The organism is Kitasatospora sp. NPDC001175 (assembly GCF_053598215.1).
Genome location: NZ_JBSFJU010000009.1, coordinates 105,264 through 132,242 on the forward strand (window position 1 = coordinate 105,264; position 26,979 = coordinate 132,242).

Annotated in this window: 21 protein-coding genes, 1 tRNA gene and 1 riboswitch; of the genes, 4 read left to right on the forward strand and 18 right to left on the reverse strand. The window is 72.1% G+C overall.

The window, feature by feature from the left end:
• Positions 1–55 precede the first annotated feature (55 nt).
• Positions 56–538, forward strand: a complete 483-nt coding sequence (locus ACWDAK_RS09640) for an Lrp/AsnC family transcriptional regulator (RefSeq protein WP_344636315.1) — start codon at positions 56–58, stop codon at positions 536–538.
• Positions 539–552: 14 nt separating this feature from the next.
• Here ACWDAK_RS09640 and ACWDAK_RS09645 read toward each other — a convergent pair whose 3' ends face one another.
• From ACWDAK_RS09645 to ACWDAK_RS09660, 4 genes are all read right to left on the reverse strand, one after another.
• Entirely contained in the window at positions 553–1,359 is an 807-nt protein-coding gene (locus tag ACWDAK_RS09645; protein WP_425557594.1) for a S16 family serine protease, read from the reverse strand.
• Positions 1,360–1,404: 45 nt separating this feature from the next.
• Positions 1,405–2,055, reverse strand: coding sequence for an IclR family transcriptional regulator (locus tag ACWDAK_RS09650; protein ID WP_344636316.1), 651 nt, complete (start codon positions 2,053–2,055; stop codon positions 1,405–1,407).
• Between the two features lie 400 nt (positions 2,056–2,455).
• Complete coding sequence (locus ACWDAK_RS09655) at positions 2,456–3,109, reverse strand: response regulator transcription factor (protein WP_344636317.1); 654 nt, start codon at positions 3,107–3,109, stop codon at positions 2,456–2,458.
• Between the two features lie 105 nt (positions 3,110–3,214).
• Positions 3,215–4,120, reverse strand: a complete 906-nt coding sequence (locus ACWDAK_RS09660) for a sensor histidine kinase (RefSeq protein WP_344636318.1) — start codon at positions 4,118–4,120, stop codon at positions 3,215–3,217.
• Between the two features lie 236 nt (positions 4,121–4,356).
• On the opposite strand from ACWDAK_RS09660, the gene ACWDAK_RS09665 reads away from it, so the two are divergent.
• Complete coding sequence (locus ACWDAK_RS09665) at positions 4,357–4,743, forward strand: SsgA family sporulation/cell division regulator (protein ID WP_344636319.1); 387 nt, start codon at positions 4,357–4,359, stop codon at positions 4,741–4,743.
• 18 nt (positions 4,744–4,761) lie between these two features.
• Here the strand turns inward: ACWDAK_RS09665 and ACWDAK_RS09670 are convergent, their stop codons facing one another.
• The 5 genes from ACWDAK_RS09670 to ACWDAK_RS09690 all read right to left on the reverse strand — a co-directional run bounded on the left by ACWDAK_RS09670 (position 4,762) and on the right by ACWDAK_RS09690 (position 14,112).
• A complete protein-coding gene (locus ACWDAK_RS09670) occupies positions 4,762–6,582 on the reverse strand; it encodes a DEAD/DEAH box helicase (RefSeq protein ID WP_344636320.1) in 1,821 nt (606 codons plus the stop codon).
• Positions 6,583–6,790: 208 nt separating this feature from the next.
• The gene (locus ACWDAK_RS09675; protein ID WP_427394007.1) at positions 6,791–9,334 is read right to left on the reverse strand and encodes a phosphatidylglycerol lysyltransferase domain-containing protein; all 2,544 of its coding nucleotides are present in this window, start codon (positions 9,332–9,334) and stop codon (positions 6,791–6,793) included.
• Positions 9,331–10,662, reverse strand: a complete 1,332-nt coding sequence (locus ACWDAK_RS09680; RefSeq protein WP_344636322.1) for an alpha/beta hydrolase — start codon at positions 10,660–10,662, stop codon at positions 9,331–9,333. The genes ACWDAK_RS09675 and ACWDAK_RS09680 overlap by 4 nt, the downstream gene beginning before the upstream one ends.
• A 96-nt stretch (positions 10,663–10,758) precedes the next feature.
• The gene (locus tag ACWDAK_RS09685) at positions 10,759–11,391 is read right to left on the reverse strand and encodes a class F sortase (protein ID WP_344636323.1); all 633 of its coding nucleotides are present in this window, start codon (positions 11,389–11,391) and stop codon (positions 10,759–10,761) included.
• A gap of 123 nt (positions 11,392–11,514) precedes the next feature.
• Positions 11,515–14,112 carry a phosphatidylglycerol lysyltransferase domain-containing protein gene (locus ACWDAK_RS09690; RefSeq protein ID WP_427394008.1) on the reverse strand — a complete coding sequence of 866 codons (2,598 nt, stop codon included), beginning with the start codon at positions 14,110–14,112 and terminating at the stop codon, positions 11,515–11,517.
• A gap of 185 nt (positions 14,113–14,297) precedes the next feature.
• Here ACWDAK_RS09690 and ACWDAK_RS09695 point away from each other — a divergent pair, with 185 nt between their 5' ends.
• On the forward strand, positions 14,298–14,477 hold the full coding sequence (locus tag ACWDAK_RS09695; protein WP_427394009.1) for a hypothetical protein: 180 nt from the start codon (positions 14,298–14,300) through the stop codon (positions 14,475–14,477).
• Positions 14,478–14,523: 46 nt separating this feature from the next.
• Here ACWDAK_RS09695 and ACWDAK_RS09700 read toward each other — a convergent pair whose 3' ends face one another.
• Together ACWDAK_RS09700 and ACWDAK_RS09705 are read right to left on the reverse strand one after the other, a co-directional pair.
• Entirely contained in the window at positions 14,524–15,966 is a 1,443-nt protein-coding gene (locus tag ACWDAK_RS09700; RefSeq protein ID WP_427394010.1) for an MFS transporter, read from the reverse strand.
• A 134-nt stretch (positions 15,967–16,100) separates the two neighbouring features.
• A complete protein-coding gene (locus ACWDAK_RS09705) occupies positions 16,101–16,415 on the reverse strand; it encodes a DMT family transporter (protein WP_427394011.1) in 315 nt (104 codons plus the stop codon).
• Between the two features lie 58 nt (positions 16,416–16,473).
• A riboswitch (guanidine-III (ykkC-III) riboswitch) is annotated at positions 16,474–16,536 on the reverse strand.
• A gap of 317 nt (positions 16,537–16,853) precedes the next feature.
• On the opposite strand from ACWDAK_RS09705, the gene ACWDAK_RS09710 reads away from it, so the two are divergent.
• Positions 16,854–16,925, forward strand: a tRNA-Cys gene (locus ACWDAK_RS09710).
• Between the two features lie 186 nt (positions 16,926–17,111).
• On the opposite strand, the gene ACWDAK_RS09715 is transcribed toward ACWDAK_RS09710, so the two are convergent.
• The 7 genes from ACWDAK_RS09715 to ACWDAK_RS09745 all read right to left on the reverse strand — a co-directional run bounded on the left by ACWDAK_RS09715 (position 17,112) and on the right by ACWDAK_RS09745 (position 26,976).
• Positions 17,112–18,680, reverse strand: coding sequence for a WXG100 family type VII secretion target (locus tag ACWDAK_RS09715; protein ID WP_427394012.1), 1,569 nt, complete (start codon positions 18,678–18,680; stop codon positions 17,112–17,114).
• Positions 18,680–19,009: a hypothetical protein gene (locus ACWDAK_RS09720; protein WP_427394013.1), complete on the reverse strand. Its 330-nt coding sequence runs from the start codon at positions 19,007–19,009 to the stop codon at positions 18,680–18,682. The genes ACWDAK_RS09715 and ACWDAK_RS09720 overlap by 1 nt, the downstream gene beginning before the upstream one ends.
• Positions 19,010–19,152: 143 nt before the next feature.
• Positions 19,153–20,529: a S8 family serine peptidase gene (locus ACWDAK_RS09725; RefSeq protein WP_427394014.1), complete on the reverse strand. Its 1,377-nt coding sequence runs from the start codon at positions 20,527–20,529 to the stop codon at positions 19,153–19,155.
• Positions 20,530–20,782: 253 nt separating this feature from the next.
• Positions 20,783–22,129, reverse strand: a complete 1,347-nt coding sequence (locus tag ACWDAK_RS09730; RefSeq protein ID WP_427394015.1) for a S8 family serine peptidase — start codon at positions 22,127–22,129, stop codon at positions 20,783–20,785.
• Positions 22,130–22,310: 181 nt separating this feature from the next.
• On the reverse strand, positions 22,311–24,647 hold the full coding sequence (locus ACWDAK_RS09735) for a xanthine dehydrogenase family protein molybdopterin-binding subunit (RefSeq protein WP_427394016.1): 2,337 nt from the start codon (positions 24,645–24,647) through the stop codon (positions 22,311–22,313).
• Positions 24,644–26,113, reverse strand: coding sequence for a (2Fe-2S)-binding protein (locus tag ACWDAK_RS09740; RefSeq protein ID WP_427394017.1), 1,470 nt, complete (start codon positions 26,111–26,113; stop codon positions 24,644–24,646). The genes ACWDAK_RS09735 and ACWDAK_RS09740 overlap by 4 nt, the downstream gene beginning before the upstream one ends.
• On the reverse strand, positions 26,110–26,976 hold the full coding sequence (locus ACWDAK_RS09745) for an FAD binding domain-containing protein (protein ID WP_344636372.1): 867 nt from the start codon (positions 26,974–26,976) through the stop codon (positions 26,110–26,112). Before ACWDAK_RS09745 ends, ACWDAK_RS09740 begins: the two co-directional genes overlap by 4 nt.
• Positions 26,977–26,979 lie beyond the last annotated feature (3 nt).

A 26,979-nucleotide genomic window follows, 5' to 3' on the forward strand; every position in this document is an offset into this window, starting at 1 on the left:
GCGCCGGAGAATGACAGCCCCAGCTGGACAGGTTGCCCATCGGACGGAGCCCGCCGTGCACACCCCCCACGACGCCATCGACGCGCTCGACGGAAAGTTGATCAGACTCCTCAGCGAGGAACCCAGAATCGGGGTGCTGGAGTGCTCACGCCGTCTGCAGGTGGCCCGGGGGACGGTCCAGGCCCGGCTCGACCGGCTGCAGGCGCGCGGGGTGATCGGCGGTTTCGGTCCGCAGGTCGACCCGGCGGCGCTCGGCTATCCGGTGACGGCCTTCGCCACACTGGAGATCTCGCAGGGCCAGGGGGTGGACGTACGGGCACATCTGGCCTCGGTGCCCGAGGTGCTGGAGCTGCACACCATCACCGGCCAGGGGGACATGCTGGTCCGGATCGTGGCGCGGTCCAACGGCGATCTGCAGCGGGTGATCGACCGGGTGGTCGACTTCGAGGGGATCGTCCGGGCGTCCACGGCGATCGCGCTGGAGAACCCGGTGCCGTACCGGATCCTGCCGCTGGTCGAGCAGGCCGCCCGGGAGTAGCCGGGCCCTTGGTCTCAGCAGCTGGGGACGGACCCGCCGGTCTTCAGCGCCTTCAGGGCGTCCACCGCGCCGGACAGCGTCTTGACCGGGACCAGCCGCAGACCGGACGGGGTGTTCACCTTGGCGTCCGAGCACTCGGCCGTCGGCAGCAGGAACACCGTGGCGCCGTCCCTGGCCGCGGCCTGGGTCTTCAGCGGCACGCCGCCGACCGCACCGACGTTGCCCTGGTCGTCGATGGTGCCGGTGCCCGCGATCACCTTGCCGCCGGACAGGTCGCCGCCGCTGCCGTCACCGGCCAGCTTGTCGATGATCCCGAGTGCGAGCAGCTGACCGGCGCTCGGGCCGCCGATGTCGCCGAGGTCCACCCTGACCTTGACCTTCTCCGGTGACAGGTGCAGATAGCCGAGCGCCGCGACGGTCGCGCTGTCCTGGGACTCCGCCATCTCCTGCTGGGTCGCCTGGTTGGCCTTGACCGGGTTCTGCTGCGGGTAGACCGCCTCGGACGGCAGCACCGCCTCCTTGGGGCTCGCCCAAGAGGAGAGCGCCTCCCAGAGGCTGATCCGCTCACCCGGGCTGGTCGCCGTGATGGTCACCATCCGCAGCTGGCCCTGGGTCGGGCGGACCGGCGCGCCGGTGATGCTCAGGACCGGCTGGTCCTGGAAGTCACCGAGGACGTCCGCGGTGGAGCCGGGCATGGTCCGGGTGAACGGCAGCGGCGCGAAGGCGGCCGTCCCCAGCAGCGCGCCGACCAGCACACCGCAGAGAGTAAGGGCGCGGGTCCTCGGAGCGGTCAGCGCCGCAGGCAGCTTCACATCAGGCACACAGGCATCCAAACACACCCGCTCCCCTCCCCGCAGACGGGTCGTCTACCGGAGCGCGTCCGCGACTTCCGTCGCCGCCTCCACCACCCGGAGTCCGACCCGTTCGGGCACCAGCCCGCTGAGCATCACCACCCCGACGCTGCCCTCGATCCCGCTCAGTCCGAGCAGGGCGGCGGCCACCCCGCTCGCACCGGACTGCTCGTCCGCCTGGGTGACGGCGAGGCCCTGCTCGGGGCGGCGCTGCCCCGGGAAGGCACGCGCCTGAAGGATCGCCCGGCCGGCCGCGTTCTCGGCCAGCGAGTGCCGCAGGCCGGTCCGGTACGCGACGTGGAAGTCCGTCCAGCTCGGTTCGACGACCGCGACGGCCAGCGCCTCGTTCCCGTCCACCAGGGTGAGGTGGGCGGTGGCGCCCAGGTCCTCGGCGAGGCTGCGCAACGCGGGCAGGGCGGCCTCGCGCAGCAGCGGGTGGACCCGGTGGGCGAGTCCGAGCACGCCGAGGCCGACCCTGGCCCGGCCGCCGATGTCCCGGCGGACCAGGCCGTGCTGTTCCAGGGTGGCCAGCAGCCGGTAGACCACGGTCCGGTTGACCGCGAGCCGGGTGGCCAGTTCGGTGACGGTCAGCCCGCGTTCCGCGTCTGCCAGGAGCTTGAGGACCCGTACGCCGCGGTCCAGTGTCTGGGAGGTCTCGGTGGTCACGCGCACATTCCTTTCTGCGGCGGTGACCGACGGCGCCCGGCGGGAGGGGAGCACCGGACGGAGCGCCGGGAGGGAGGGTGGAGGTGTAGCGCGCAGGAATGGGTGTCCGCGCTTGAGCAGTGCGCCGGCATCGTCGACGAGCGCACGACCGTGCGGCGCCCGCCTGGGTTGGGTGGACCGTCGGCGAGCGATGGGCAGAACGTAGTGAAGGCGGACCCGGTGCGGAAGAGTTTGTCCAAAATCCGGGAGGTTTTCTCGGCACCTCCCATCTCGGATCGGGACATATCGGGGCATTCTCCCCGACCTCATCGATCACCAGTTCGATACCTCACCGCACTCCGGACGCCCCCGTAGCCGTGACAGCCCCCCGGCCGACCCGCGGCAGCCCCTCCGGGTGCGTTCAGCCGACCCGCAGCAACCCTTCCCGCAGCGCCACCGCGACCGCGGCGCCCCGGCTCTCGACACCCAACTTGGCGTAGATGTTGGTGAGGTGGCTCTTCGCGGTCGCCTCGCTGATGAACAGCCGGGCCGAGATCTGCCGGTTGGAGAGCCCGTCCACCAGCAGCCGCAGCACCTCGGCCTCCCGCCGGGAGAGCACCGGGATCGCACCGCGCATCCGCTGAAGCAGCCGGCCGACCGCCGCCGGCCCGAGCACCGACTCGCCGCGCGCGGCCGCCCGGACCGCGGACACCAGGGCCTCGGCGCCGGCCTCCTTGCCGATGACGCCCATCGCCCCGGCGTCCAGCGCCGCGAAGGCCTCCTGGGCGGCGTCGTACGCGCTGAACACCAGGACGGCCGGCGCGTCCGCCCGCCCGGCCAGCTGCTGCACCAGGTCCACGCCCTGCAGCTGCCCCGCCCCGAGGTTGAGGTCGAGCAGCACCACGTCGGGGACGTCCTCGGCGGGCGACCCCGCCAGCAACCGCAGCGCCTGGTCGACCCCGTCGGCCTCGCCGACCACCCGCAGGTCGGGCTGGTCCTCCAGCATCACCCGGACCCCGAGCCGCAGCGCCGGGTGGTCGTCGACCACCAGTACGCGGACCACCTCTCCGGACACCAGCCCGCCCCCCGTCCTGGCGCCGCCGCGCCGCACTGCTCGGCCTGACGGGGCGCGATCAGACGAACCACCTCGCCGGAGCCCCAGTATGACAGGGGGAGTTGACTACCCGGCAGAAGGCCGCCACCACGGCCGGACCGGCCGAAGCCGGCGCCCCCGGGCGGCATCGCCCGCCTCCCGGTCGGGGAACTCCACCGCCACGGTGGTTCCGCCGCCGGGCACCGAGTCCAGGGTCAGCCGCCCGCCGATCCGCCCGATCCGCTCCTCGAGCCCGGCGAGCCCGAGGCCCGGGCCCGGCCTCCGCTCCGCCGGCAGCCCGGCCCCGTCGTCCCGCACCAGGAGCCGCACCCGGTCGGGCAGGTGGCGGAGTTCGACGGTGACGGTCTCCGCGCCGGCGTGCCGGACCGCGTTGGCGACCGCCTCCTGGACCAGCCGCAGCGCGGCGCTCTCGGCCACCAGGCCGAGCCGCCGGGCGGTGCCGGTGATCCGCAGCCGGAGCTCGGGCGCCCGCAGGGTCGAGGCGCAGGACGATCCGGCGGGGCCGAGTTCCAGCAGTCCGCGCACGATGTCCAGATTGCGCCGGCTCAGCTCCACGTACCCGGTCAGCGCCGGGACGAGGCCGCCGGCAGCCAACTGACTCAGCGCCACCCCGGCGGTCAGGTCCTGCGCCTGACCGAGGCTCAGCAGTGCGGTGTCGTGCACCGCCGCCAGCCGCTCCCTGGCGCGTTCGAATCCGGGCGCGCCGACCGGCAGTGCCCGGTCGGCGGCACGGACCAGCAGCGTGATCGCGGCGAGGCCCTGCACCACGGTGTCGTGGGCGTCCCGGCCGATCCGCTCACGCTCGGCCAACCGCCCCTGCTCGTAGGCGACTTCCAGCCGTGCGGCGCTCGGCCCGCCGGCCCGGTCACGGTACAGCCGCCCGCAGGCGGCCAGGACGGCAGCGCCGGCCAGTCCGGGCAGCAGCACACCCGCCAGTCGCCGCACCAGGCCCCCATACCATCGACTCGCCATCGAGGACCACCGCCGATCCGATGGTTTCCACCCACCCAATTGGCGATTTCCGTCCCAGACGGTCGGCGGATGCGGCTGTTCGACCAAAGAGGGAGTCTGGTCGACAGGGCCACCCGAACAAACCGGTCAGCCGGAAAACTCCAACGACGAGGGACGATATGCGTTTTCGCGAGCAACCGGAAGATCTCTCTCCGTCGGGGCCGCCGACCCGGCGGTACCTGCGCACCCGGCTCGCGATGGATCTGGAGAGCCCGCTCGGCCCCCGCTTCCCGCTGGACGTGGAGTGCGACTACCTGGAGGACGACCCACTGGTCGTCCGGCTCACCTTCCCGGCACCCGGCGACACCCCGGTGACCTGGGCTGTCTCCCGCGATCTGCTGCTGGCCGGGCTCAGCGCACCGAGCGGCACCGGCGATGTGCACGTCCGCCCGGTCCCCGGCGGCCTGGTGGAGCTCCACCTGTACTCCGCCACCGGCTCGGCGGTGCTGCTGGCCGACGCGAACGCCCTGCACTCGGCGCTGCTGGACACCGGGCAACTGGTGCCGTTCGGTGCGGAGTTCAGCCCGGAGAGACTGCGCCGGGGACTGGAGCTGCTGCTCCGGTCCCCGGCCGGCGAGAGCTGAACGCCCCTGCTCTCCGGGCTACTTGGCCCACTCCCGGATCTTGGCGATCCGGGCCTTGAGCTGGTTGGCCGTCGCCTGCGCGGTCAGCGGGCCGCCGCACTGGCGGCGCAGCTCGTTGTGGATGGTGCCGTGCGGCTGGTTGGTGCGGTGGTGCCAGGCGGCGACCAGCGCGTTCAACTCCTTGCGCAGCTCACGCAGCTCCTGGTGGGTCACCACCGGGCGGTCCTCGGCGGGGAGTTCGAGCAGGTCGGCCTCCTCGGCGGGCCTGCCCTTGCTGCGCTGGATCTGCCGGTGCTGGCGCTTCTGCAGCAGCATGTGCACCTGGTCGGGCTCCAACAGACCGGGGATGCCGAGGTAGTCCTCCTCCTCCTCGCTGCCCGGGTGCGCCTGCATGCCGAATTCCATGGCGTTGTAGAGCACCCGGTCGAAGACCGCGTCCGAGCCCAGCGCCTCGTAGCTGAACTCCTCACCGCCGGCCGCATCAGGGCCGTCCTTGGCCTGGTTGGCCTCGGCGAGCAGGCGGTCCTCCTCGTCGAAGAGGCCCTCGCCCTCCTTCTTCGGCCGGTCGAGCACGTGGTCGCGCTGGAGCTCCATCTCGTTGGCGAAGCCCAGCAGCATCGGGATGGTCGGCAGGAAGACCGAGGCGGTCTCGCCGCGCTTGCGGGCACGCACGAAGCGGCCGACGGCCTGTGCGAAGAACAGCGGGGTGGAGATCGAGGTGGCGTAGACCCCGACGCAGAGCCGGGGCACGTCGACGCCCTCGGACACCATCCGGACCGCGACCATCCAGCGGGAGTCGCCCGCGGAGTACTCGGAGATCCGCTTGGAGGCCTCGGCCTCGTCCGAGAGGACCAGGGTCACCTTCTCGCCGCTGATCTCGCGCAGCATCTTGGCGTAGGCGCGGGCCACGTTCTGGTCGGTGGCGATCACCAGGCCGCCGGCGTCCGGGATCGCCTTGCGCACCTCGGTGAGCCGGCGGTCGGCCGCCTGCAGCACGGCGGGGATCCACTCGCCCTGCGGGGAGAGCGCGGTGCGCCAGGCCTGGGCGATCAGGTCCTTGGTCAGCGGCTCGCCGAGCCTGGCCTCCAGCTCGTCGCCGGACTTGGTGCGCCAGCGCATGTTGCCGCTGTAGGAGAGGAAGATCACCGGGCGGACGACGTGGTCGGCGAGCGCGTTCCCGTAGCCGTAGGTGTAGTCGGCGACCGACTTGCGGATGCCGTCGCCGCCCGCCTCGTACTGGACGAACGGGATCGGGTTGGTGTCCGAGCGGAACGGCGTACCGGTCAGCGCAAGCCGGCGGGTGGCGGGCTCGAACGCCTCGGAGCAGGCCTCGCCCCAGGACTTGGAGTCACCGGCGTGGTGGATCTCGTCCATGATCACGAGGGTCTTGCGGGCCTCGGTCCGGTTGCGGTGCAGCATCGGGTTGACGCCGACGCCCGCGTAGGTGACGACGATGCCGTCGTACTCCTTGGACAGCGGACCCGAGGAGTAGGCCGGGTCGAGCTTGATGCCGACCCGGGCGGCGGCCTCGGCCCACTGCTTCTTCAGGTGTTCGGTCGGGGCGACGACGGTGACCTGCTGCACCAGGTGGTTGTGCAGCAGGTAGGACGCCAGGGTGAGCGCGAAGGTGGTCTTGCCTGCGCCCGGGGTCGCGACGGCCAGGAAGTCGCGGGGCTGCTTCTCGATGTACTTGTCCAGCGCACCCTGCTGCCAGGCCCGGAGCTTGCCGGCGGTACCCCAGGGGGCACGGCCGGGGAAGGCCGGGGACAGGTGGGACGAGGGAGTTGCGGCTGCCCGGACGGAAGTCTGCGGTTCGGCGTCCGAGAACAGCGGGGCCATGGCTGAAGCGGCGGCAGTACTCACGGTCTCCGAAGGGGGGATCGTCGCAGGTCAGAGCCATGATCACGACTCCGACCCGCAGTTGGTCGGCGAGCGGACAACCCGCCCAGCCTACCGGTACTCCCCCCGCTTCGACCTCTGACGCGGGCCCGTCACACCCCGTGCACGGCCCCCTCGGCGAGCTCCCGCAACCGGCCCGCCGTCCGGCTCACGAGGAGAGCTTGCGCATCAGCCGCACCCCCTGCGCCGCCGTCAGATGCGGCAGGTACGCCTTGCCGATCGCCCGGGTGATGCTGGCCAGCGCGGCCGGGTCGGGATAGGCCATGTACATCGGCCGGTACTCCGGCTGGAACTTCGCCTTGAAGGCGAGCAGTGAACGGAAGCCGTACACCGGTTCCAGCACCCCGCCCATCCAGTCCAGCATCCGCTGCAGCGCGGTGGGCGGCTCCCCCCGGTTGGCGCGGGCCAGCGGGGCCCCGGAGAGGCTGAGGAAACGGGCGCCCTCCTCCTTGAAGCCGAGCGCGGCGGAGGCGATCAGGAACTCCATCACGCCCCGGAAGGGTTGATAGGCGGCTCCGCCGCGGGCCTCGGCCCGGCGGCGCATGAAGTCCAGGGTCCAGCCGACCGTCTCGCCGTTCTCGTACACCGGCATCCAGCTGGTGAGCCCGTGCACGGTGCGGTCGCCGTCCACCGCGATCAGCAACCGCACCTCCGGGTCGGCCAGCTCCGCCAGCCCACCGAGGGTGAACCCCATCTCGGGCAGGCCCTTGTCACAGACCCACTCCTCGGAGATCGAACGTATCTGGTCGGTGATGGCGAGCGGCGCGTCCTGGTAGCGCCACCACTCGGCGGTGATGCCCTGCTTGGCCGCCTTGTTGAGCGAGGTGCGCACGTCCTGCCACTTCTTGCCGGTGAAGGCCAGCCCGGGCAGCGGCACCACGGTGTCCTCGGCGACCTGGAGCGAGCGCCAGCCCAGTTCCTCGGCGGCCGCCGCGGTCTCGGGGGTGACGCTGTAGAAGCAGGGCGTCCAGCCCCTGGTGTCGCAGTACCTGGCGAACCCGGCCACCGCGCGCCGCCGGGCCTCCGGCTCGCCGAACGGGTCGCCGGTGGTGAGCGCCACCGTCGCGATCACCCGGTACGGGACGGCGGCCGTACCGTCCCGGTCGAACCAGTAGTGGTTGCCCTCCCAGGTGGCTATGTAGGAGAGCGTCGAGCCGCCGTACCGGGTGAGCAGCTCCCGGGCGCGCACCGCGTCCGCCGCGTCCGCGTGCACCACCGGGCGGCGGAAGGCCAGCAGCAGCGAGGTCAGCGCGACCGTCCAGAACAGCAGCCCGCAGTAGATCTCCAGGGTCTGCGCCGTGCCGCCGGCCGCGATCGGGGAGCCGGGCAGCAGCTCGCCGTACGCGGGCGGCAGCAGCTCGGCGAGCAGGCCCGCCGCCAGCTTCCCCAGGGTCGCGGTCGGCTCGTACTCCTTCCTGACCAGCCAGCCGAGCCCGATGTACGCACCGCCGCTGAGCAGCAGCGCCCCGCCGATCACTCCGGCCAGCCGGCGCAGGTCCCGGCGCGGCAGCTGCTGGTCGAAGCGCCGCCGGGTGGCCAGCAGCAGCGCCAGCATCAGCACCGGCAGCAGCACCGCCTCGCCGATCAGCTCGTACAGGTCGGCCACGCCGTCGATGACCCGGAAGTCGTCGTAGTTGAGGGCCAGCAGCCGGCCGAGCACCCCGATCCACAGCAGCTCGGTCACCGCGGTGATCCACCAGGCCACCCGCAGGCCCCGGCGGAGCCCCTCGGCGAGCACCACCAGCAGGACCGGGACCAGGGCCGCCATCAGCCTGCCCGGGGAGCCGAAGAAGCGCTGCATCGCATGCGCGCGGGCGCAGTCGGCGGCGGCCTCCTGGCAGGCGGCGACCACGTCCCGGCCGGTGGTGGCGTGCGAGAAGTACAGGTCGCCGAGGGTGTTGAACGGACCGATGGCGTCCTGGTAGAGCGAGGCGACCAGCGGCCCGAGCGCGGTGGCGACCAGACAGAGCGCGACCAGCACCCGGGTCTCGGTGCGGGAGACCCGCTGCGCCCGGCCGGGCAGCCGGCGGTGCATCAGCACGCCGAGTCCGAAGCCGACCAGCACCCCGGCCATCCGCTGCACACCCTGCAGGTTCCCGACGTAGAGCATCATCACCAGCGGGACGAGCACCAGCACCAGCCGCAGCCGCCGGCGCCAGAGCACGGTGAGCCGGTGCGCGAGCACGGCGGCGACCGCGACCAGTCCGGTCATCGGTCCGATCGCCAGCTGGTCCTGGATGTCCAGGGTCCAGCCGATGTCGGCGCCCATGCCCAGACGGACGGCGCCGGTGCCCAGCAGCGCGCCGAGCACCTGCCCGGCCAGCAGCACGGCGGCGGTCACCGCCGTGCCGAGCCGCTGCTCGGCGGCGGGCCCGATCACCAGCAGGATCACGCTGGTCGCCACGTACGCGCCGATGCCCGAGCACCACAGCAGCGAGCCCGCCAGCGCCCACCAGTGGCCGTCGTTCAGGCTGGCCAGGCCCACCCCGACATGGCCGAGCAGCCACTCGGACGGACCCCGGCCGACACTGCCGGTGGCCCAGCCGACGGCCCACATCACGACCAGCAGCGCGACGGTGAGCGGCGCGGTCCGCAGCCGGGCGACGGCCGCGCCGAGCACCCGCAGCCGGCGCCGCCCGTCCGGCTCGGCCTCGGGCGTCCTCGGGACGGATTCGAGGGCGGCGGCGCTCATCGGATCAGTCCCATCTGCTGGGCGAGCCAGGGGAGGTTGTGGACCAGCCCGCCCTGGAAGGCCTTCCAGTCGTGGCCGCCGGGCATGGCGGTGAAGGTGGCCCTCATCCCGGCCTCGACGGCGGCGGCGTAGACCCGGCGCTGCTGCGGCCCGTACTTCCGGTCGCCCTCGCCGACCACGAAGGCGCCGGCGGTCTCGGGGAACTTCCTGCGGGCCATCAGATGCATCGGGTCGACCGCGTCGAACGCGGCCTCGTCACCGCCGAAGGTCGCCTTGACGGTCTTGCCGTGGCTGCCGAGCGTCGGCTCCTGCTGGCCGGAGATGTCCAGGAAGGTGCCGTAGACCTGCGGTGCGTTGACGGCGAGCTGGAGCGCGCAGGTCCCGCCGAGGGACATCCCGCCGATCGCGAGGGAGCCGCGGCCGGTGGCGGTCTGCAGGTGGGTGTGGATCCAGTCGGGGACGTCCTCGGCGAGGTAGGTCTGCGACTTGGCGATCCTGGAGTCCATGCACAGCGGGTTGCCCCAGGCCGAGCCGATCTGGTCGATGACCAGCACGATCGGCGCCAGCCCGTCGTGCCCGGCGGCGAAGTCGTCCAGCAGTTCGGCGAGCCGGCCGGAGTTGACCCAGTCGGCGGGTGTGCCCGGCTGACCGGCCATCAGCACCAGGACGGGCAGCAGGGGCCTGGGCTCGGCCTGGTAGGCGGGCGGCAGGTAGACGTAGGCGTCGCGGGCTTTGAAGCCGGACTTCGCGCCGGGGACCGGCGCGCTCGAGACGGTGCCCTTGGCGGGCAGCCCCTCGGGCCGCCGCCAGACCTCGGCCAGCGCTCTGCCCGACGGGGCGGCGACGGTGTCGGACGAGCTGGCGACGGTCAGCGGATGGGCCCGGCCGAACCAGGAGTCCAGCAGCACCCGGCCGCTCGGGTACTGCTCGAAGAACCCGTTGACCTGGTCGGAGGACATCAGCAGCACCAGCACCGCGGCGAGCACCACGCCGAACCGGCCGCGCCGGCGCCCGGGGCCGGGCGGGAGCAGCCGCGCCACCGCGAGGGCCAGCGCGAGGAGGCCGACGCCGATCCAGGCGGTCACCTGGATCGGCAGCTCCTCCGGGAAGGGCTGCCACCAGTCGTCCACGGCTATCTGCAGCAGTACGGTGAGCACCGCCGCCGCCACCACGGCACCCGGTAGGCGCCGCCGCCACCAGCGCCGGCCACCCGGCACCCCGAGACCCAGCAGGGCGGCGATGCCGACCGTCATGACGGCGAACAGGACCGCACCGTGGGTCAGTGGCCAGTCGAGCGGGTTCGGCGCCGCCAGCGGCCGGCTGCTCATCGTGCTCCTCGCATGGTCGAGTCGGCTGACACGGGATCAGCCGACATGGGATCGGACGACGTTCGGTGACACGGCCGGCGGCCGCCGCCGGGACAACTAGGACAGGCTACGGACCAGGTGCGCGAACACAACGACATTTGCGTCGTACCCGGTGCCCGCGGTGAATCCCCCGCCGCAGGTGATCAGCCTCAGCTGCGAGTCCTGGGCGGGGCCGTAGACCTTCTCGTCCGGGAAGTCGTCCTTGGGGTAGACCTCGACGGCGTCCACGAGGAAGAAGGCGGTGCCCCGGTCCGCGCCGGTGATCTCCACCTGGTCGCCCCGGTGCAGGGTGCCGAGGTTGTAGAAGACGGCGGGCCCCCGGCTGGTGTCGACGTGCCCGGCCACGATCGCCGTCCCGCGCTGACCGGGTGTGACACCGTCGCGGTACCAGCCCGTCAGATTCGACTCACCGGCCGGTGGCGCCTGCAGGCGGCCGGCGGCGTCCAGGCCGAGGCTGGTGACGGGGGCGTCCACCCCGATCGACGGGATCCTGACCCTGGTCGGGACGGCCCGGGGGCGGGGCGGGACGAGCATCGCGGGCGAAGTGGCGCTGCCGAAGCCCTGGGAGAGGCCGGGCAGCGGGGGCAGGTGGAGGCCGTTGCCGCCGTGGATCATCCAGGCGCCGAGCACCAGCACGGCACTCGTCGCCAGCGTCCCCGGCCACGGGCTCTTGCCCGGCTGCGCGCCCACTCCTCACCTCACCCCTTCGTCGGTCCGCTGTCCCAAGTCAAACGCCCTGGTCGGCGCGTGACATCCGCAACGGGTCGGAATCCGGGCCCGCCGTTCGACCGGGTTCCGGGTGATGAATGCAGGTCAGCGTGCTGACTCACGGTCAGTCGAAGCGCCGGGAACGCCCTGCGCCGAACGGGCGAGCGACTCCCGTCCCTCGCCGGCCGAGCGGCGCAGCCGGGGCCGGGTCAAGAACCCCTCTGCCAGCGCGTTGGCCAGCGCGATGGCGGGCAGTTCGGACGACTTCTCGTACAGCAGGAAGCGCGGTTCCCAGACGGGCTGGTACTTGGCGTTGGCGCGGTAGAGCGACTCCAGCTGCCACCAGCGGGAGAGGAAGCGCAGCACGGTGCGGAAGAACCGCAGCACCGGGCCCGCGCCGATCCGGGCGCCGTACTCGAAGACGTACCGGAACATCGCGAAGTTCAGCGAGACCCGGGTGACGGGCAGCTCGCCCGCCGCCGCGCGGGTCAGCAACTCGGCGACCATGAACTCCACCAGCCCGTTGTCGGCCTCCCGGTCACGGCGCATCAGGTCCAGCGAGAGGCCGTGCGCGCCCCACGGGACGAAGCTGAGCAGGGCGTTGGTGCGGTCGTGCTCGTCCCGGCACTCGATCAGCAGGCAGTCGCCGTCGGCCGGGTCGGCGAGGCGGCCGAGCGCCATCGAGAAGCCGCGCTCGCTCCGACCGTGCCGCCAGGCGTCGGCGAGCCTGGCGAGCGCCGTGAGCTCCTCGGCCGGGATGTCCCGGTGGCGGCGGATGACGGCCCGGTAGCCGGCCCTGGCCACCCGCTGGTGGGTCTGCCGGAGCGTGCGCATCGAGCGGCCGGCCAGGGTGAAGCCCTCCACCTCGACCACCGCCTCGTCGCCGAACTCCAGTGCCCGCAGGCCCGCCTCCCGCCGGTAGACGATCCCCGCCTGCTCGCCGGCGCCGGTCACCGCGGGCACCCAGGCGTGGTCGCGGACCTCCTCGCGCCAGCGGGCGATCGCCTGCGGCCAGGCCTCCGGGTCGCCGACCGGATCGCCGGAGGCCAGCGCGACGCCGTTGACCACCCGGTAGAGCACGGCCGCCTTGCCCGAGGGCGACCAGCAGACCGACTTGTCCCGGCGCAGTGCGAAGTAGCCGAGCGAGTCCCGGCCGCCGTGCCGCTCCAGCAGGGCGCGCAGCCGCCGCTCGTCCTCGGGCTCCAGGTGCACCCGGCTGCGCGGCGAGCGGAAGAAGACCCGGATGGTGAGCAGCAGCAGTGCCGCGCCGAGGACGTTGACGGTCAGCGCGACCCAGCCGGGCACGTCGAGGTCGGAGTACTCGACGAGCCCGGACAGGGTGACCAGCCGGAGCAGTACGTAGACCGCGCTGTCGCCCCAGCCGGGTGCCGCCCCGGCGTGGCCGACCCGTACCAGGGCGGCGCCGATCGCGGTGACCGCGGCCCCGCCGACCAGTAGCACCGCGAGCCCGAACACGGTGTTGCCCCGCTCGCCGCGCACCCGGCAGGCGGGCCGGCCGAGCAGCAGGGCGGCCAGTACGGCGGCGGTGAGGGTGGCCGAGCCCCAGTTGAAGGGGTGCGAGCGGTCCTCGGGGGCGAGGGCCAGGGCGAGCGCGATCAGCGCCGCGTACCCGGCGACCACGGTGGTCGCGACGATCCACGCGGCCCGCTTGCGGCGGCGCAGCATCAGCGCGAGCAGCCCGGCGAACAGCGCGGCGGTGAACCCTGCGGTCATCAGCACCGGGGTGAAGAACTCGCCGGTGTTGGCCCGGTGCACCCGGTTGCGGAACGGCGCGATGAGCCCGGTCACCAGGTTGAGCAGGGCGGCGATCCGCAGGTACCACTCGGCGAACGCGACGCAGCGCCCGCGCCAGGCGGGCACCGGTCCCGGCACGTACGGGACGGCGGGCTCCGCCACCGGCGCGGCGGCCTCCGCCAGCGGCGGTTCGACCGGCGGAGCAGCGACCACGTCGGGCGCGCCGGCCAGCACGTTGTAGAAGGAGAGCTTGACCGCCTCCAGGCGCTGGTGGATCCGGGCGTCGCGGCGCTCGGCCCGCGCCATCCGCTTGGGCCGCGAGCGGTACCGCCAGCGGGCCCACGGGCTGCGCGGCCTGGCCAGCCGGACGGCCCCGACCAGGGCCAGCGGCCAGACCATCACCCCGAGCAGGCCGGTGAAGATCTTGCCCTTGAACAGGCTGACCACCACCACCAGCAGCACCAGTGCGGCCAGCGCCAGCTGGCCGAGCGTCAGGTGTCCGGAGAAGCCGCCCAGCGGCAGCGCGCCGAACAGCAGCAGCCCGATCATCGCCACCGCGATGATCACCGCGTCCACCGACTTGCGGCCCTGTTCGCTCCAGTAGACGTCCTCCAGGTGCAGCACCAGGGCGAACTCGTCCAGCACCAGGCCGCAGCCGATCCCGAAGCCGGTCGCCATCACCTCGCGCAGCACCCCGCCGTCGCCCCGGACGGTGAAGGCGCCGACCCCGCAGACCAGCATAAGCGCCTGGCCGAACACCACGTGGTGGATGTGCAGCCCGCCCGGGGTGACGTTGCCCGGCCACCAGCTGGTGCCGCGCCGGATCATCCGGACGCTGAAGCGGATGAACAGGAACGAGCCGATCAGCCCGAGCAGCAGCAGGAAGAGCGGCTGGCGACCGGCCTCGACGATCCGTTCCCGGTAAGCGCCGAGTACCGACTGCCACATGACGGGCGCACCTCCGGGTGTGCTGGACGCGGGCCACCGCGCTCCGGCGGCCCTGCGGTTTCGCGGGCCACCGATCCTATGGGCCGCCGCGGCCGGGCCCGCCCCGGCACCCCTGGCCGCAGCCGCGGCCGACCGCTGGTCCGGCCGCTGGTCCGGCCGGGTGAGCCGAGGACGTCTTCGAGGCGATGGCCGAACGGCCCGGCGTGCGGATGGTGCCGTTCCGTCAGCTGGCGCACTGGCTGGGGGCACAGGATCCGGCGGTGCTGCGCAAGCCGCAGTCGCTCGGCCCGGGCGAGGCGCCGGCCGACGGCTGGGAGACCTTCCTCGACGCCCCCCGGGCGGTCCCCGTCCCGGCCGCCTCCTGACGCCGCGTACCCGGGGCCGGCTCGCGCCAGGGTGCGCCCCGCCTGCTCAGGCCCTGGCCCGTACCCGGCCCGAGACCAGCGCGCCGAACAGCGCCACCCCGGTCATCACCAGGAAGATCACCGCGAACGCCGAGGCCGGTACCGGCGAGTCCTGGGCCGCCGCCACCGAGCCGCCGCCCAGGCCGGCGAAGAGCACCCCGGACAGGCCGATCAGCAGGACGTTGCCCAGCGCGTCGCTCATCTGCAGCGAGGCCGAGTTGGCACCGGCCTCCTCGGGAGCGGACAGCTTCATCATCAGCACGCTGACGCTCGCCACCGTCAGGCCCATGCCCAGCCCGCCGACGGCCCAGGCCGCGGCCGCCGCCCAGGTCGGGACGGCCGGTACCAGCACCAGCGCCGCACTCGCGATCGCCACGGCCGTCAGCACGAAGCCGAGCCGGATCATCGCCTCCCGGTACCGCTGGACGCCCGGCCGACCCTGCAGCCACGAACCCAGCGCCCAGGAGAGCCCGCCGCTGGTCAGGGTCAGCCCGGCCATCGTCGGGCTCAGCCCCCGCTGGGTCACCATCATCAGCGGGATGAAGGCCTCCGCCGCGAAGAACGCCCCCGCCGCCACCCCGCGCAGCAGGATCACCGTCGGCAGTCCGCGCGCCGCCCGCAGCGTGCCCGCGGGCAGCAGCCGCAGCACGGCCGGCAGCAGCAGCCCCGCCCCCGCCAGGGCGGGGACCAGCGCCGGCAGGTCCAGCCGCTGGCCCGCGTACTGCAGCAGGCCCGCCCCGAGCGCGGCCATCGCCGCGAGCGCCGAACGTCGCCGGTCGAACTCCGGGCCCGGCGCCGTCTCCAGCTCGCGCTGCGCCCGCTCACTGCGCCGCAGCGCCGGTCCCATCACCACCAGCGGCAGCAGGATCAGCATCGGCACGGCGAGGAACACCCAGCGCCAGCCCAGCTGCTGGGTCACCGCCCCGGAGACCGCCGGGCCGAGGATGGAGGGCAGCACCCAGGCCGCCGAGAACGCCGCGAACACCGAGGGCCGCAGCCGCTCGGGAAACGCCCGTCCGACCACCACGTACAGCGCGACGATCACCAGCCCGCCGCCGAGCCCCTGGATCGCCCGGCCCGCGACGAACAGCCACATGTTGGCCGCCGTGCCCGCCACCACCAGGCCGGCCCCGAACACCGCGATCCCGGAGAACAGCGGCCCCATCGGCCCCCGGCGGTCGCACCACTGACCGGACACCACCAGCGCGAACAGCGTGCTGGTGAAGTAGCCGGAGAAGGCGAAGGCGTACAGGCCGAGGCCGTCGAGCTGACGGGCCGCCACCGGCATCGCGGTGTTCACCGCCGTCGCCTCGAAGGCCAGCAGCAGCACGACCGAGACGATCCCCAGGGTCAGTGCCCGGTACGGGCCGCTGAGCACGCCTCCGGTGTCCGATTCGGCTGTCGGGGTGGGTATGGACGAGGTCGCGGAGGTGGTGGGGGCCGTGGTCATGCCCATCATCGTAAGTGCCTATCACCCGATTTACTCCTGACCTGCGGTCCCGAGTCCCTCCCCCGTCGGCCCTAGGACCCACCGCCGGTCATCGGGCCTGCTACCGACCCTGAGAGCCACTGCCGGCGCAGGCGTCAGTGCAGGACCTTCAGCCCGACCACACCACCGAGAATCAGCACCAGACAGCTCACCCGGGCCGTCGTCACCGCGTCCCCCATGACCGCCATCCCGTGCAGCGCCGTACCGACCGCGCCGATCCCCACCCACACCGCGTACCCCGTCCCGAGCGGGATGCTCCGCATCGCGTACGCCAGTCCGCCCATGCTCAGCGCCAGCCCCAGCGCGAACACCAGGCCCGGCACCGGCCGCGAGAACCCCCTGGACGCCTCCAGCGCCACCGCCCACACCGTTTCCAGCACACCGGCGACGATCAGTACCACCCAGGCCATGACCGGACTCTCCTCCGCAGTAGTGGACGGCCGAGCCTGGCCTGGCTCTGCCGCGATTACTGCGCCGTCTTGTCATACCGGGTACGACGCGCCTCGTCCGGGGCGATCAACTCACCTGCCCCCGACGGTAGCACGCGACGAAACGCAGAATTCATATTCGGATATTGACGCCCGCCGCCCCGCTGCTCATAAAATGAATTCACCGACGGGCGCTCCGATCGATTCGGAGGCCACCGGCGACACCGCGCGGCGCGAGAGGAGCAGGCCATGAACAGGAGGACGGCGACCACCCGGACGCCCCGCCCCTGCGCCGCTCCCGACTGTTGTCGCCTCGGCCGCCGTTGTCACCTCGGCCGCTGTCGCCTCGGCCGTCAGGCCTGAGCGTTCGCCGCTCCTCCCCTGCTCTGCGGCTGCGGAGTCCGCTCCGCCGCTGTCCACGGCCGTGTGCCCGAGTGGCTTAGGGAACCGCCTGCAAAGCGGTTTACACGGGTTCGATCCCCGTCATGGCCTCCTTTCCGAATTGCCGACCGGAATTTCATGCCGGTCGGCCGTTCGGCATTTCCTCTTCCTCGCGCAAAGGTTTTCTCGCTCCATCTCGGACAGCGGCCCGCATCGATTCCTCGCCGCTCGCCGGAAACGCCCGTGGGGCGTTCTCCGACTGGAGAACGCCCCACGGTTCGGTCCTACGGACGACGGCTACTCGATGACCGGCGGGTTGGCCGCTCCTCCGGTACGCCAGGTGTCCTCGTCCTCGACGAGGTAGTCCGGGCGGTTGCCGTTCTTGCCCTTCTTCTTGTTGGCCGCCGCACTGCCGGGACCCCCGTGGGCTCCGGCCGCGCCCTGCTGGCCGTTGGCACGCGCCTTGCCCAGGCCCGAACCGCCCTCGGTGAAGCTCCGGCCGCTCGCGCTACCAGAACGGGCGCCGCCCACCGTACCGCCGGCCCGACGGACCAGACCTGGGCCGCTCTTGCCGCCGCCCGCGCCCTTGCCGCCGGCACCGCCGGCGTGCGCTCCGCCCATACCGGGCATGCCGGGACGGCCCTGGGTCCCGCCGGCACCACCGGCCGCACCCCCTGCGCCCGAGCCGCCGGCGCCGCCGGCCGCACCGCGGCCCGCGCCCGACCCGGCGCCCAGACCGCCGGCCGTACCGCCACCGGCACGGCCACCACCGGTCGGGATGGTCCCGAGACTTCCGCCGCCGAGACTGCCCGGCAGACCGCCGGTGTAACCACCACCGCCGCCTCCGCCACCGCCGGGCAGGCCACCGCCGGGCAGACCGCCACCCGGCAGGCCGCCGCCGGGCAGACCGCCACCCGGCAGACCGCCACCGTTACCCGGAGGCACGGTAGATGTGGGCGGAAGTGAGTCGATCCCGGTGCTCGGCGGCAGGTTCGGCGGCAGGTTCGGAATGCCCGGCTGGGTCGGCAGACCAGGCCCCGGCCCACCCGGGTGCCCAGGCCCACCCGGGTGCCCAGGGGACGGCGGAGCGGGGATGTTCGGGTCCGGCAGAGTGGGCATACCCGGGTCGTGCGCACCTGGGCCACCGCCCGGCCCCGTCCAACCGGGACCACCCGGACCGCCGGGGTTCGGCGAGTGCGGGTTCGGGAGGGTGGGCATGGGCTCGGGGGCTACGCCGCCGGGGGCGGGGTTGGAGGGGGCTGGCGGGAAACCGTCGAGTCCCTCACGAGGCTTCTTGGGGGGCTCACCCAACCAACCAGCAGCCTGGTCGTACTGCTTGCCCACGTACTCCATGACGATGATCGCGTTCTGGTGCGCGACCTCGCCCGCCGACAGTTGGTCGGCGTTCTTCTTGAGCGCCGCGGAGCGGTCCATGCCGCCCTTGACATCAGCCTTGAACTGCGCGTCGGAACGGTCGCCCATGTCGCCGACGAACTTCAGTCCGCTCTCGAGCGAGCTGGGCTCGTGGAGCCCCTTCATGGCCGTAGCAGCCTGTGTAAGCGCCGTACCGGCGAAGCTCATCGCATTGGAGGTGTTGCCAGCGTGAGCTGCCGTGTTCGTCAGGTTGGTCTGGATCTGACCGGCCCGGCTCACGAAACCCTGCGAGGCTGAGCCCTCCCAGTTCTGAGTCGCGTGCTGCACCGCCTGCTGCAGGTCGGCGGCGGCGCTGCTGAGCTCAGCCTCCACACTCTTCCAGTGGTCGCTGACCTCCTTGAGCCGCCCCGCGTTGGAGATCTCAAGCATGTGCTTGAGATTCTTGAAGCTGAAGCAATCGAAGTCAGTCTTGGGTCCGTTGTCCGCAGCCATCAGTGCCCCTCCTGCTGCTGCTTCTGCATGTCCGCAGCGTGCTCCGCGTCGGCGTTGCGGTACCCGTCATGCGCCGTCTTCGTCTTGTCCCCGAAGTCGTTGATCAAGGACTCCAGGTCAGCAGTCATCTGCGCCAGAAATTGCTGCATCTTGTCATGCGCCGCATAGAGGTTCTGAGCCTCGAGAAAGTCCCCGCCGTAGTCTGAGCGTGCGATGACAGTGTTGTACTTGGACTTGTTCGCGGTCTGGCCGAGGTTCTGCTGGAGGTCCCGCAATCGCTTGACCACCGCCTGCAACTCATCGGTATTGACCCGGAATCCGTCGGACATACGCCTCTCTCCCCCTGGAGTGTCGATGCTTCCCCGTCTGGCACTGGCTCCGGCGGGTGGTGATGGTGTCCCAACTCGCAGACAGCAGCGCAATAGCTAGGACGTTCGATGGTAGCGCTTGCCCAAGATGCGCTGACACACCATCAACGCTGATGGTCCCCACCTTGCCCGTACGGGCTGTTCTGGTACGACTGCTGGGGCGAATAACCGGTCGGCGGGACTTGGTTGCCATATGGCGGCTGCGGCTGCTGCGGCCAGGCGGAAGGCGCTCCGTACTGCTGTTGAGCACCATGCGACTGAGCGCCGTATGGAACCTGACCGGCCATGCCTTGAGCAGACTTTCGACGCCGGGACACCGCCACGATCAGGGCAATCACCACAACGAGCAACAAAACGCCGACAACAGCGGCGAGCGTAACGGCAGTGGTGTTGAGGTTCGTCTCCCCGACGGTCGACGGTCCTCCAGTCGACCCGGAGCCAGCACCAGGAGCACCAATGCCAGGGGACGGTGCGTCAGACGCCTGACCGCTACCGGCATGCGCAGGAACTGCAAGCGGCCCCTGCGCCGAGCCATCGGGAATGTCCTGGGTGAGCGCCTCGTATGGGCGAATGATGCCGTAACCATAATGCGGATCAGGAAGCTTGGCGCCCTGCAACGACGCCGGAACATAGGCCGACTTCACCAGTCGGTTTGCCACCTGACCTGCCGTCAGGTTAGGAAACTTGGCGCGAACCAGGGCAGCGGCCGCCGAGACATAAGCGGCCGCGCCAGAGGTACCGTCACCAATGCAATACTGCCCGCCATTGCAGCTTCCAGCACCGACAACCCTCGCACCGGGAGCCGACAGTAGAACCTCCGGGCCGTAATTCGATTTGGCCCAGATCGTGTGGTTCTGGTCTGTCGCACCGACCGCGAGGATGCCTGGAGTCTTCGCCGGATACTCAACAGGAGTGACACCGCTGTTGCCCGCCGAAGCAATGATCAGCACATCGTGCGATGCGGCATAGGCCACGGCATCAGGAACTGCTGGATCTTCGGACGAGCCACCGATCGACATATTAATGATCTTGGCGCCGTGATCCACGGCCCAGCGAATGTCCTCACCCTCTGCGCTACCGCTTGCGTTGTCTTTGTAGATCGACAAGAGCTTCACGCCCGGGGCTAGACCTATCACCCCATCCGCGCTCCCGCTGCCATGGCCGTGCCCCGCAATCATGCTGGCCATGTTGGTCCCATGGGCATCGGTCGGATGGGTCGCTTGATCCTGGCCGCTTGGGTCGTAGTTACCCACGACCTGGCCCGTCAGGTCCGGGTGGCTACCATCCACACCAGTATCGATGAGTGCGACCTTGACGCCGTCGCCCCTACTGACAGACCAGACCTTCTCCAAGTCGAAGTACTGGTTGGCCCACTGCCCGTCGCGCACCTGGTCCGCGCTGGCAATCGGGGTTCCGGTCAGAAGAAGGCCACCGGCCAGTGTCGTGGCGCCGAGTGCGCGCATGGTCCTGCTGAGCGTCATCGCTTCCCCGTCACCCCGTCAGTAGACTACCGATGTCCGCCTGCACGGCGTGAGTACAAGCAGACGGCAGCTCGATGGTATCGCCCGACACGACAACAGGGGCAGGGCCCCGCACCTCTGCACGGCTTCTGCACGCCGAAGTTGGTCCACCGCGATCAAGTCGACCGACAGCTGACGGCGCCGCAACCTCCCATGTCCCCGTAAAGGAGCAAGCCGGATTCCACATGCCTGATTGACCCCGGTATGCGAAGGATCAGGGATGTGTCTCGCCCTGTCCGTGGTACGGGTTTCCCTGGTGCGGGTAGCCAGTTGGCGGCACCTGATTTCCGTACGGCGGCTGCACCTGCTGCGGCCAGGCAGACGGAGCGCCGTATTGCTGTTGAGCAGCGTACGGCTGAGCACCGTATGGCATCTGACCAGCCTGGTTCTGACCGGACTTCCGACGACGGGACACCGCCACGATCACCGCAATCACCACGAGCAGAAGCGCAACGCCGCCGCCGGCAGCAAAGATGACGGTGGTCTTGGAGTGCGCCGTTGGCTCGGCGGCCTGTGCCCCAGAGGATCCGGGACCCGTTGCGCCAGGGGATGACGCACCCGGCGCCTGACTGCCGTCTGCCGCGCCGCTGGCTGCCGCAGGCTTGGCGAGCGGCCCTTGTGCGGGACCGTCGGGGATGTCCTGAGTGAGCGCCTCGTATGGCTGGACGATGCCGTAGCCGTAGTGCGGATCGGGCAGCTTGACACCCTGGAGCGACTGCGGGACATACGCCGACTTCACCAGTCGGTTGGCGACTTGATTTGCAGTCAGATTAGGAAACTTGGCGCGGACCAGGGCAGCGGCTGCAGAGACGTAGGCGGTAGCACCAGAGGTGCCGTCACCGATGCAGTACCGACCGCCAGCGCAGGTTCCAGCACCGGCGACCCTCACGCCGGGGGCCGACAGCAGGACCTCTGGGCCGTAATTCGACTGCGCCCAAATCGTACGATTCTTGTCTGTCGCACCAACAGCAAGGATGCCCGGCGTCTTCGCTGGATACTCAACAGGAGTGATGCCACTGTTACCGGCTGCCGCAACGATCAGGACATCGTGCGCCGCAGCATAAGCAACAGCATCATCTACCTTAGCGGTTGCGTTCTCCCCGCCGATCGACATATTGATGACCTTGGCCCCGTGATCCACGGCCCAACGAATGTCCTCGGCATCTGCACTATTGTCAGCTGCAGTGGCCTTGTAGGCCGAGAGAAGCTTCACACCTGGGGCCAGGCCGACCACGCCCTCCGAGCCCCCGCTGCCATGGCCGTGGCCGGCAATCATGCTGGCCATATTCGTTCCATGGTCATCGGTCGGATGGGTCGCTAGTCCCCTACCGCTCGGATCGTAACTGTCCACAACCTGACCCGTCAGGTCCGGATGGCTGTCATCCACACCGCTGTCGATGAGTGCGACCTTGACGCCGTCTCCCCTAGTGACCGACCAGACCTTCGCCAGGTCAAACTCCTGGTTCGCCCACTGCGTATCGCGGACATAGTCCGCGCTCGCAACCGGCGCCCCCACCAGAAGAAGCCCCCCGGCCACCGTCACGGCCCCCAGTGCGCGCACAGCCCTACTGAGTGTCACCGCTCCCCCGTCCCCCGTCGGCAGAACACCCGATGCCGTCCGCACGGCCGGCAGATCACCGGTGCAGGCAGACAGCCGATCGATCGTATCCAGAGCCCGACGAACCGACGCGGGCAGGCCCCGTCGGCACCCGGCGTCAGCCGTCCCGCGCGGGCCCGCCCCGTCAGCCGACGATCGCGTCCTCCGGCAGGATCGGCAGCCGGCCGACCGGCAGTCCGGTGGCCGCCCGAACTGCCGCGGCCACGGCGGCCGGTGCGACCACGGCCGGCACCGCGCTGACCGCCTTGGCGCCGAAGGTGGCGACGACGTCGCGTTCTTCGAGCAGTGCGGCGATCCGGACGTCGGGGGTGTCCAGGGCCGTCGGGAGGCGGTAGCCGGTGAGGGATGCGTTGAGGATGCGGCCGTTCTCGGTGCGGAGGTTCTCCAGCAGGGCGAGGCCGACGCCGTGGGCGACGGCGGCTTCGATGCGGTCCTCGATCTGGCGCGGGTTCAGGGCGCGGCCCACGTCCTGGGCGACCGTCACGTCGACGACCCGGACCGCGCCCAGTTCGATGTCGACGTCCACCACGGCCCGCATGGCGCAGAAGGCGATGGAGACGAAGGCGTCGCCCTGGCCCGACTCGTTGAGCGGTTCGGTCGGGTGGGGGCGGCACTGGGCGGTGGCCCAGAGCTCCTTGCCCTCCAGGGCCTCGCCGACGGGCATGCCCAGGACGCCGTCGTAGGAGGTGATCTTGCCGTCGGCGATCGTGAGCAGTTCGACCGACATGCCGAAGTTGGCGGCGATCGGCTGGAGCAGCTGGTGGCGCACCATCAGGGCGGCCCGCTCCACCGCGCCGCCGGAGACCCAGGTGTGCCGTCCGCGCGCGGACGGTCCGGCGACCGACTGGTCGCTGTCGACCGGGGCGACGTAGACCTCGGAGACGCCCAGCACCGACTGCACGATCTGCCGGGCCAGGGTGGCGAAGCCCTGACCGACGTCGACCGCCGCGCAGATCACGGTCGCGTGGTTGCCGCTGACCCGGACGGTGGCGGTGGAGACCTCGTCCTCGCCCTCGGCGCCGAGCATGTGCACCATGCCGACCGCGTAGCCGATGCCGCGCCGGATGGCGGCCGGATCGCCCGCGCCGCCGGGACCGCCGGGGAGCAGCCACTCGGCCTCGGGGTCGTCCAGGGGCAGGGCGGGCAGCGGGGACTCGGCGATGGCGTCGAGCAGGGCGGCGACCGGGGCCGGGCAGGTGACGGCCTGTCCGGTGGGCATCGGGTCGCCGGTGGCCATGGCGTTGCGGCGGCGGATCTCCAGCGGGTCGATGCCCAGTTGCACGGCGAGCTGGTCGAGCTGGGACTCGTACGCGAAGCAGGTCTGCAGGGCGCCCTCGCCGCGCATCCGGCCGGCCGGCGGGTTGTTGGTGCGTACCGCCCAGGCGTCCACGAGGACGTTGGGGCAGACGTACGGGCCGACCGAGAAGGCCGCGGCGGCGGCCAGCGCCTCGGCGGAGACGTCGGCGTACGCGCCGCCGTCCAGCAGGATCTGCGCCTCGACCTTGACCAGCTTGCCCTCGGCGTCCGCGTGGTGGCGGTAGCGCAGCAGCGCCGGGTGGCGGCTGGTGTGGGCGTGGAAGGACTCCTCGCGGGTGAGGACCATCTTCACCGGCCGGCCGGTGCGCAGCGCGAGCAGTGCCAGGGTGACCTGGAAGGAGAGGTCCTCGCGGTCGCTGGTGGCGCCGGGGACACCGGTGACCACCAGGCGGACCCGGTCGGGTTCGATGCCCAGGCACGCGGCGGTGCGGTCGCGGTCGCCGTGCGGGTCGGTGGAGGAGAGGTGGAGTTCGACGCCGCCGTCGGGCCGGGGTACGGCGAGTCCCGCCTCGGAGCCGAGCGGGGCCGGGTCCTGCCGGCCGACCTGGTAGAGGCCCTCGACGACGACCTCGCCGACGGCCTCCGGGTCGCCGGTGCGCAGCGGGATGTGCCGGAAGAGGTTGCCGTCCGGGTGCAGCGGCGGGACGTTGAAGGACTGCTCGGGGTCGCTGACCGCTTCCAGCAGCTCGTACTCGACCACGATCGAGGCGGCGGCGAGCCGCGCGGTGTCGGGGTGGTCGGCGGCGACGGCGGCAACCGGCTCGCCGTGGTGGCGGACCACGCCGCAGGCGAGGATCGGCCGGTCGGCGGTGACCGGTCCGGACGGTGCGCCGTCGGGGGTGCCCTCGGGGCCCGGTGGCAGGTCGGCGGCGGTGACCACGGCGTGCACGCCGGGGAGGGCGAGCGCGGGGGCGGTGTCGACGGCGACGATCCGCGCGTGCGGGTGCGGCGAGCGCAGCACGGCGCCCCAGAGCAGTCCCTCGGCCCACAGGTCGGCGGCGTAGGGGTAGATGCCGAGCGCCTTGGGGAGCGCGTCGGTGCGCAGGGCGGGGCTGCCGAGGCCGAAGGGCTCGGCGTCCTTCGGCTCCTCGGTGGCGACCGCGGACAGGTCGGTCGGCGAGGAGATGTCGGTCGGCGAACTCATGCGTGGTCGTCCTCGCGGATGCCGTGGGCGGGGGTGCTGCCGTCGTAGCCCTCGTAGACGGGGGCGCCTTCCGCGAAGGGGGTGCCGTGCGCGGGAGCCGGGACGTACGGGGTGCCGTGGGCGGGCGCGTTCTCGTAGAGCGGGCCGTCCATCGTCGTGCCGTGGGCCGGGGCGGCCTCGTAGTGGCTCTGGCCGTAGGCGGTGTCGTACGACGCGTCGTAGGGGGCCTGGTACGAGGGCTGGGCCTCGTAACCGGGGTCGTACGGCGTGCCGTGCGCCGGGGTGGCGGTGTAGCCGGGGTACGGCTCGTAGACGCCGGTCTGGTGGGTGGTCGTGGTGCCGTAGTCGATGCCGGTCCCGCTGCCGACGGTGGTGGGCTCGACGGGGTACTGCACCTCGGCCTCCACCCAGGGATCGGCCTCCACCCAGGGATCGGCCTCCACCCAGGGGTCAGCCTCCACCCAGGCCTCGGCGTCGGCGTAGACCGGCAGCTCCCCGGTCTGCGCGGGCAGGTCGGCGACGGGCTGGGCGATCCCGGGCTGGAATCCCGGCTGGGCGATCCCCGACTGGGCGATCCCCGACTGGGCGGGGTCGGGCTGGACGGGCATCGGCTGCGTCGACGTCACCTGGGCGAGCCCGCCGTCCGCGCCCGGGACCTCGACCGGGACTGACTCGGCGGGCAGCTCGGTGGCGGCCCCTTCCGGCTCGGCGGCCACCGACGCCTCGGACGGGGCAGCGGCCTCCTCCTCGGCGACTTCCTCCTCGGCACCGCGCGCATCGGCGACCGCCTGCACGGCGGCGAGGACACCCCGGTAGCCGGTGCAGCGGCAGAGGTTGCCGCAGAGCGCCTGGCGGGCCTCGATCTCGCTGGGCCGGTGGTTGCGCTGCAGCAGGTCGTGCACGGCCATGGCCAGGCCCGGGGTGCAGTAGCCGCACTGGACGGCGCCCGAGTCGGCGAGCGCCTGCTGTACGTCGCTGGCGGCGCCGCCCGCCGAGAGGCCCTCCACCGTGGCGATCTCGCTGTCGGAGGCCAGCGCGGCGGGCACCAGGCAGCCGGCCACCAGCTGACCGTCCACCAGCACCGAGCAGGCACCGCACTCGCCCTGCTCGCAGCCGTCCTTGGCCCCGGCCAGACCGAGGCGCTCACGCAGCACGTAGAGCAGGCTCTCGCCGATCCAGGCGTCGGTGACGGGCCGTTCGAAGCCGTTGACGCGCAGGGTGTACGAGGCGCAGGGCCGGCCGTTGCCGCCGTACTCCATCGCACCGAGACCGAGCGGGTCCGCGCCGAGCGGGTCGACACCCAGCGGAGCACCGGTCGGCACACCGCCGCCCAGCGGGTCGGCGCCCAGCGGATCGAGCGCGGCGGCAACCGTCGCGCCGGTGCCCAGCGGGTCGGCCCCGGCCGCACCGGCCGCCGTGGAGTCGGGTCCGACCGAGCCGGAGTCGATCGGGTCTGTCGTCGTCACTTCAGCGCCCTTCCCAGTGCCCGTCGGGCCAGCACCGATACGGTACGCCGCAGCCGTACGGCCACCGCGCCCGCCCCCTCCGGGCCGGCGACCAGCGCACCGTCGGGGATGCAGGCCGCGGCCACGTACTCGCCGAAGGCGGCGGCCGCCGCCGGGTCGATCGGGACCACGCCCTCCGCACCCCTGGCGTCCCAGTCGATGCAGCCGGCGACCCAGGCCTCGGCCTCCAGCGGCCGCAGCGGCACGGGGGCGACGGCGCCGACCGCGCAGCGCACGGCGCGCCGGGCGGGGTCGAGGACCAGGGCGACGGAGGCGGCGGCGCGGGCGGGGCCGCTGCGGTTGGTGGCCTTGAGGAAGACCTGCGGGGCGTGCAGCAGCGGGACCCGGACCCAGGTGAGCAGTTCGCCGGGGCGCAGCGGATCGAGTCCGGTGAGCAGGTGGCTGATCGGGACCTCGCGGGTGCCGCCCGCGCCGGCCAGGGTGGCGGTCGCCTCCAGCACGGTGAGGACGGGGAGGGTGTCGCCGGCGGACGCGGCGGTGGCGATGTTGCCGCCGAGCGTGCCCACGTTGCGGACCTGCGGAGGTCCTGCGGTACGGGCGGCGTCGGCGAGGGCCGGGATGAGCGCGGCGAAGTCGGGCCGGTCCATCCGGGCGTGGGTGAGGCCGGCGCCCAGGACCGCGGTGCCGCCGTCCTCGTAGCGCCAGCCGCGCAGCTCGGTGATCCGACCGAGGCCGACCAGCGCGGCCGGGCGGAGCCGTCCGGCGTTGACCGCCTCCATCAGGTCGGTGGCCCCGGCCACCGGCACCGCGCCGGGGGTGACTGCGAGCGCCTCCACGGCCTCGTCGACCGAGGCCGGCAGCATGAT

What these genes read in the sequence shown, in the direction of transcription:
- ACWDAK_RS09660 (WP_344636318.1), bottom strand. Translation starts at nt 4,120, where the DNA reads ATGGCGAGTCGATGGTATGGGGGCCTGGTGCGGCGACTGGCGGGTGTG.
- ACWDAK_RS09665 (WP_344636319.1), top strand. Translation starts at nt 4,357, where the DNA reads ATGGATCTGGAGAGCCCGCTCGGCCCCCGCTTCCCGCTGGACGTGGAG.
- ACWDAK_RS09670 (WP_344636320.1), bottom strand. Translation starts at nt 6,582, where the DNA reads ATGGCCCCGCTGTTCTCGGACGCCGAACCGCAGACTTCCGTCCGGGCA.
- ACWDAK_RS09675 (WP_427394007.1), bottom strand. Translation starts at nt 9,334, where the DNA reads ATGAGCGCCGCCGCCCTCGAATCCGTCCCGAGGACGCCCGAGGCCGAG.
- ACWDAK_RS09680 (WP_344636322.1), bottom strand. Translation starts at nt 10,662, where the DNA reads ATGAGCAGCCGGCCGCTGGCGGCGCCGAACCCGCTCGACTGGCCACTG.
- ACWDAK_RS09690 (WP_427394008.1), bottom strand. Translation starts at nt 14,112, where the DNA reads ATGTGGCAGTCGGTACTCGGCGCTTACCGGGAACGGATCGTCGAGGCC.
- ACWDAK_RS09695 (WP_427394009.1), top strand. Translation starts at nt 14,298, where the DNA reads ATGGCCGAACGGCCCGGCGTGCGGATGGTGCCGTTCCGTCAGCTGGCG.
- ACWDAK_RS09700 (WP_427394010.1), bottom strand. Translation starts at nt 15,966, where the DNA reads ATGACCACGGCCCCCACCACCTCCGCGACCTCGTCCATACCCACCCCG.
- ACWDAK_RS09705 (WP_427394011.1), bottom strand. Translation starts at nt 16,415, where the DNA reads ATGGCCTGGGTGGTACTGATCGTCGCCGGTGTGCTGGAAACGGTGTGG.
- ACWDAK_RS09715 (WP_427394012.1), bottom strand. Translation starts at nt 18,680, where the DNA reads ATGGCTGCGGACAACGGACCCAAGACTGACTTCGATTGCTTCAGCTTC.
- ACWDAK_RS09720 (WP_427394013.1), bottom strand. Translation starts at nt 19,009, where the DNA reads ATGTCCGACGGATTCCGGGTCAATACCGATGAGTTGCAGGCGGTGGTC.
- ACWDAK_RS09725 (WP_427394014.1), bottom strand. Translation starts at nt 20,529, where the DNA reads ATGACGCTCAGCAGGACCATGCGCGCACTCGGCGCCACGACACTGGCC.
- ACWDAK_RS09735 (WP_427394016.1), bottom strand. Translation starts at nt 24,647, where the DNA reads ATGAGTTCGCCGACCGACATCTCCTCGCCGACCGACCTGTCCGCGGTC.
- ACWDAK_RS09745 (WP_344636372.1), bottom strand. Translation starts at nt 26,976, where the DNA reads ATGCTGCCGGCCTCGGTCGACGAGGCCGTGGAGGCGCTCGCAGTCACC.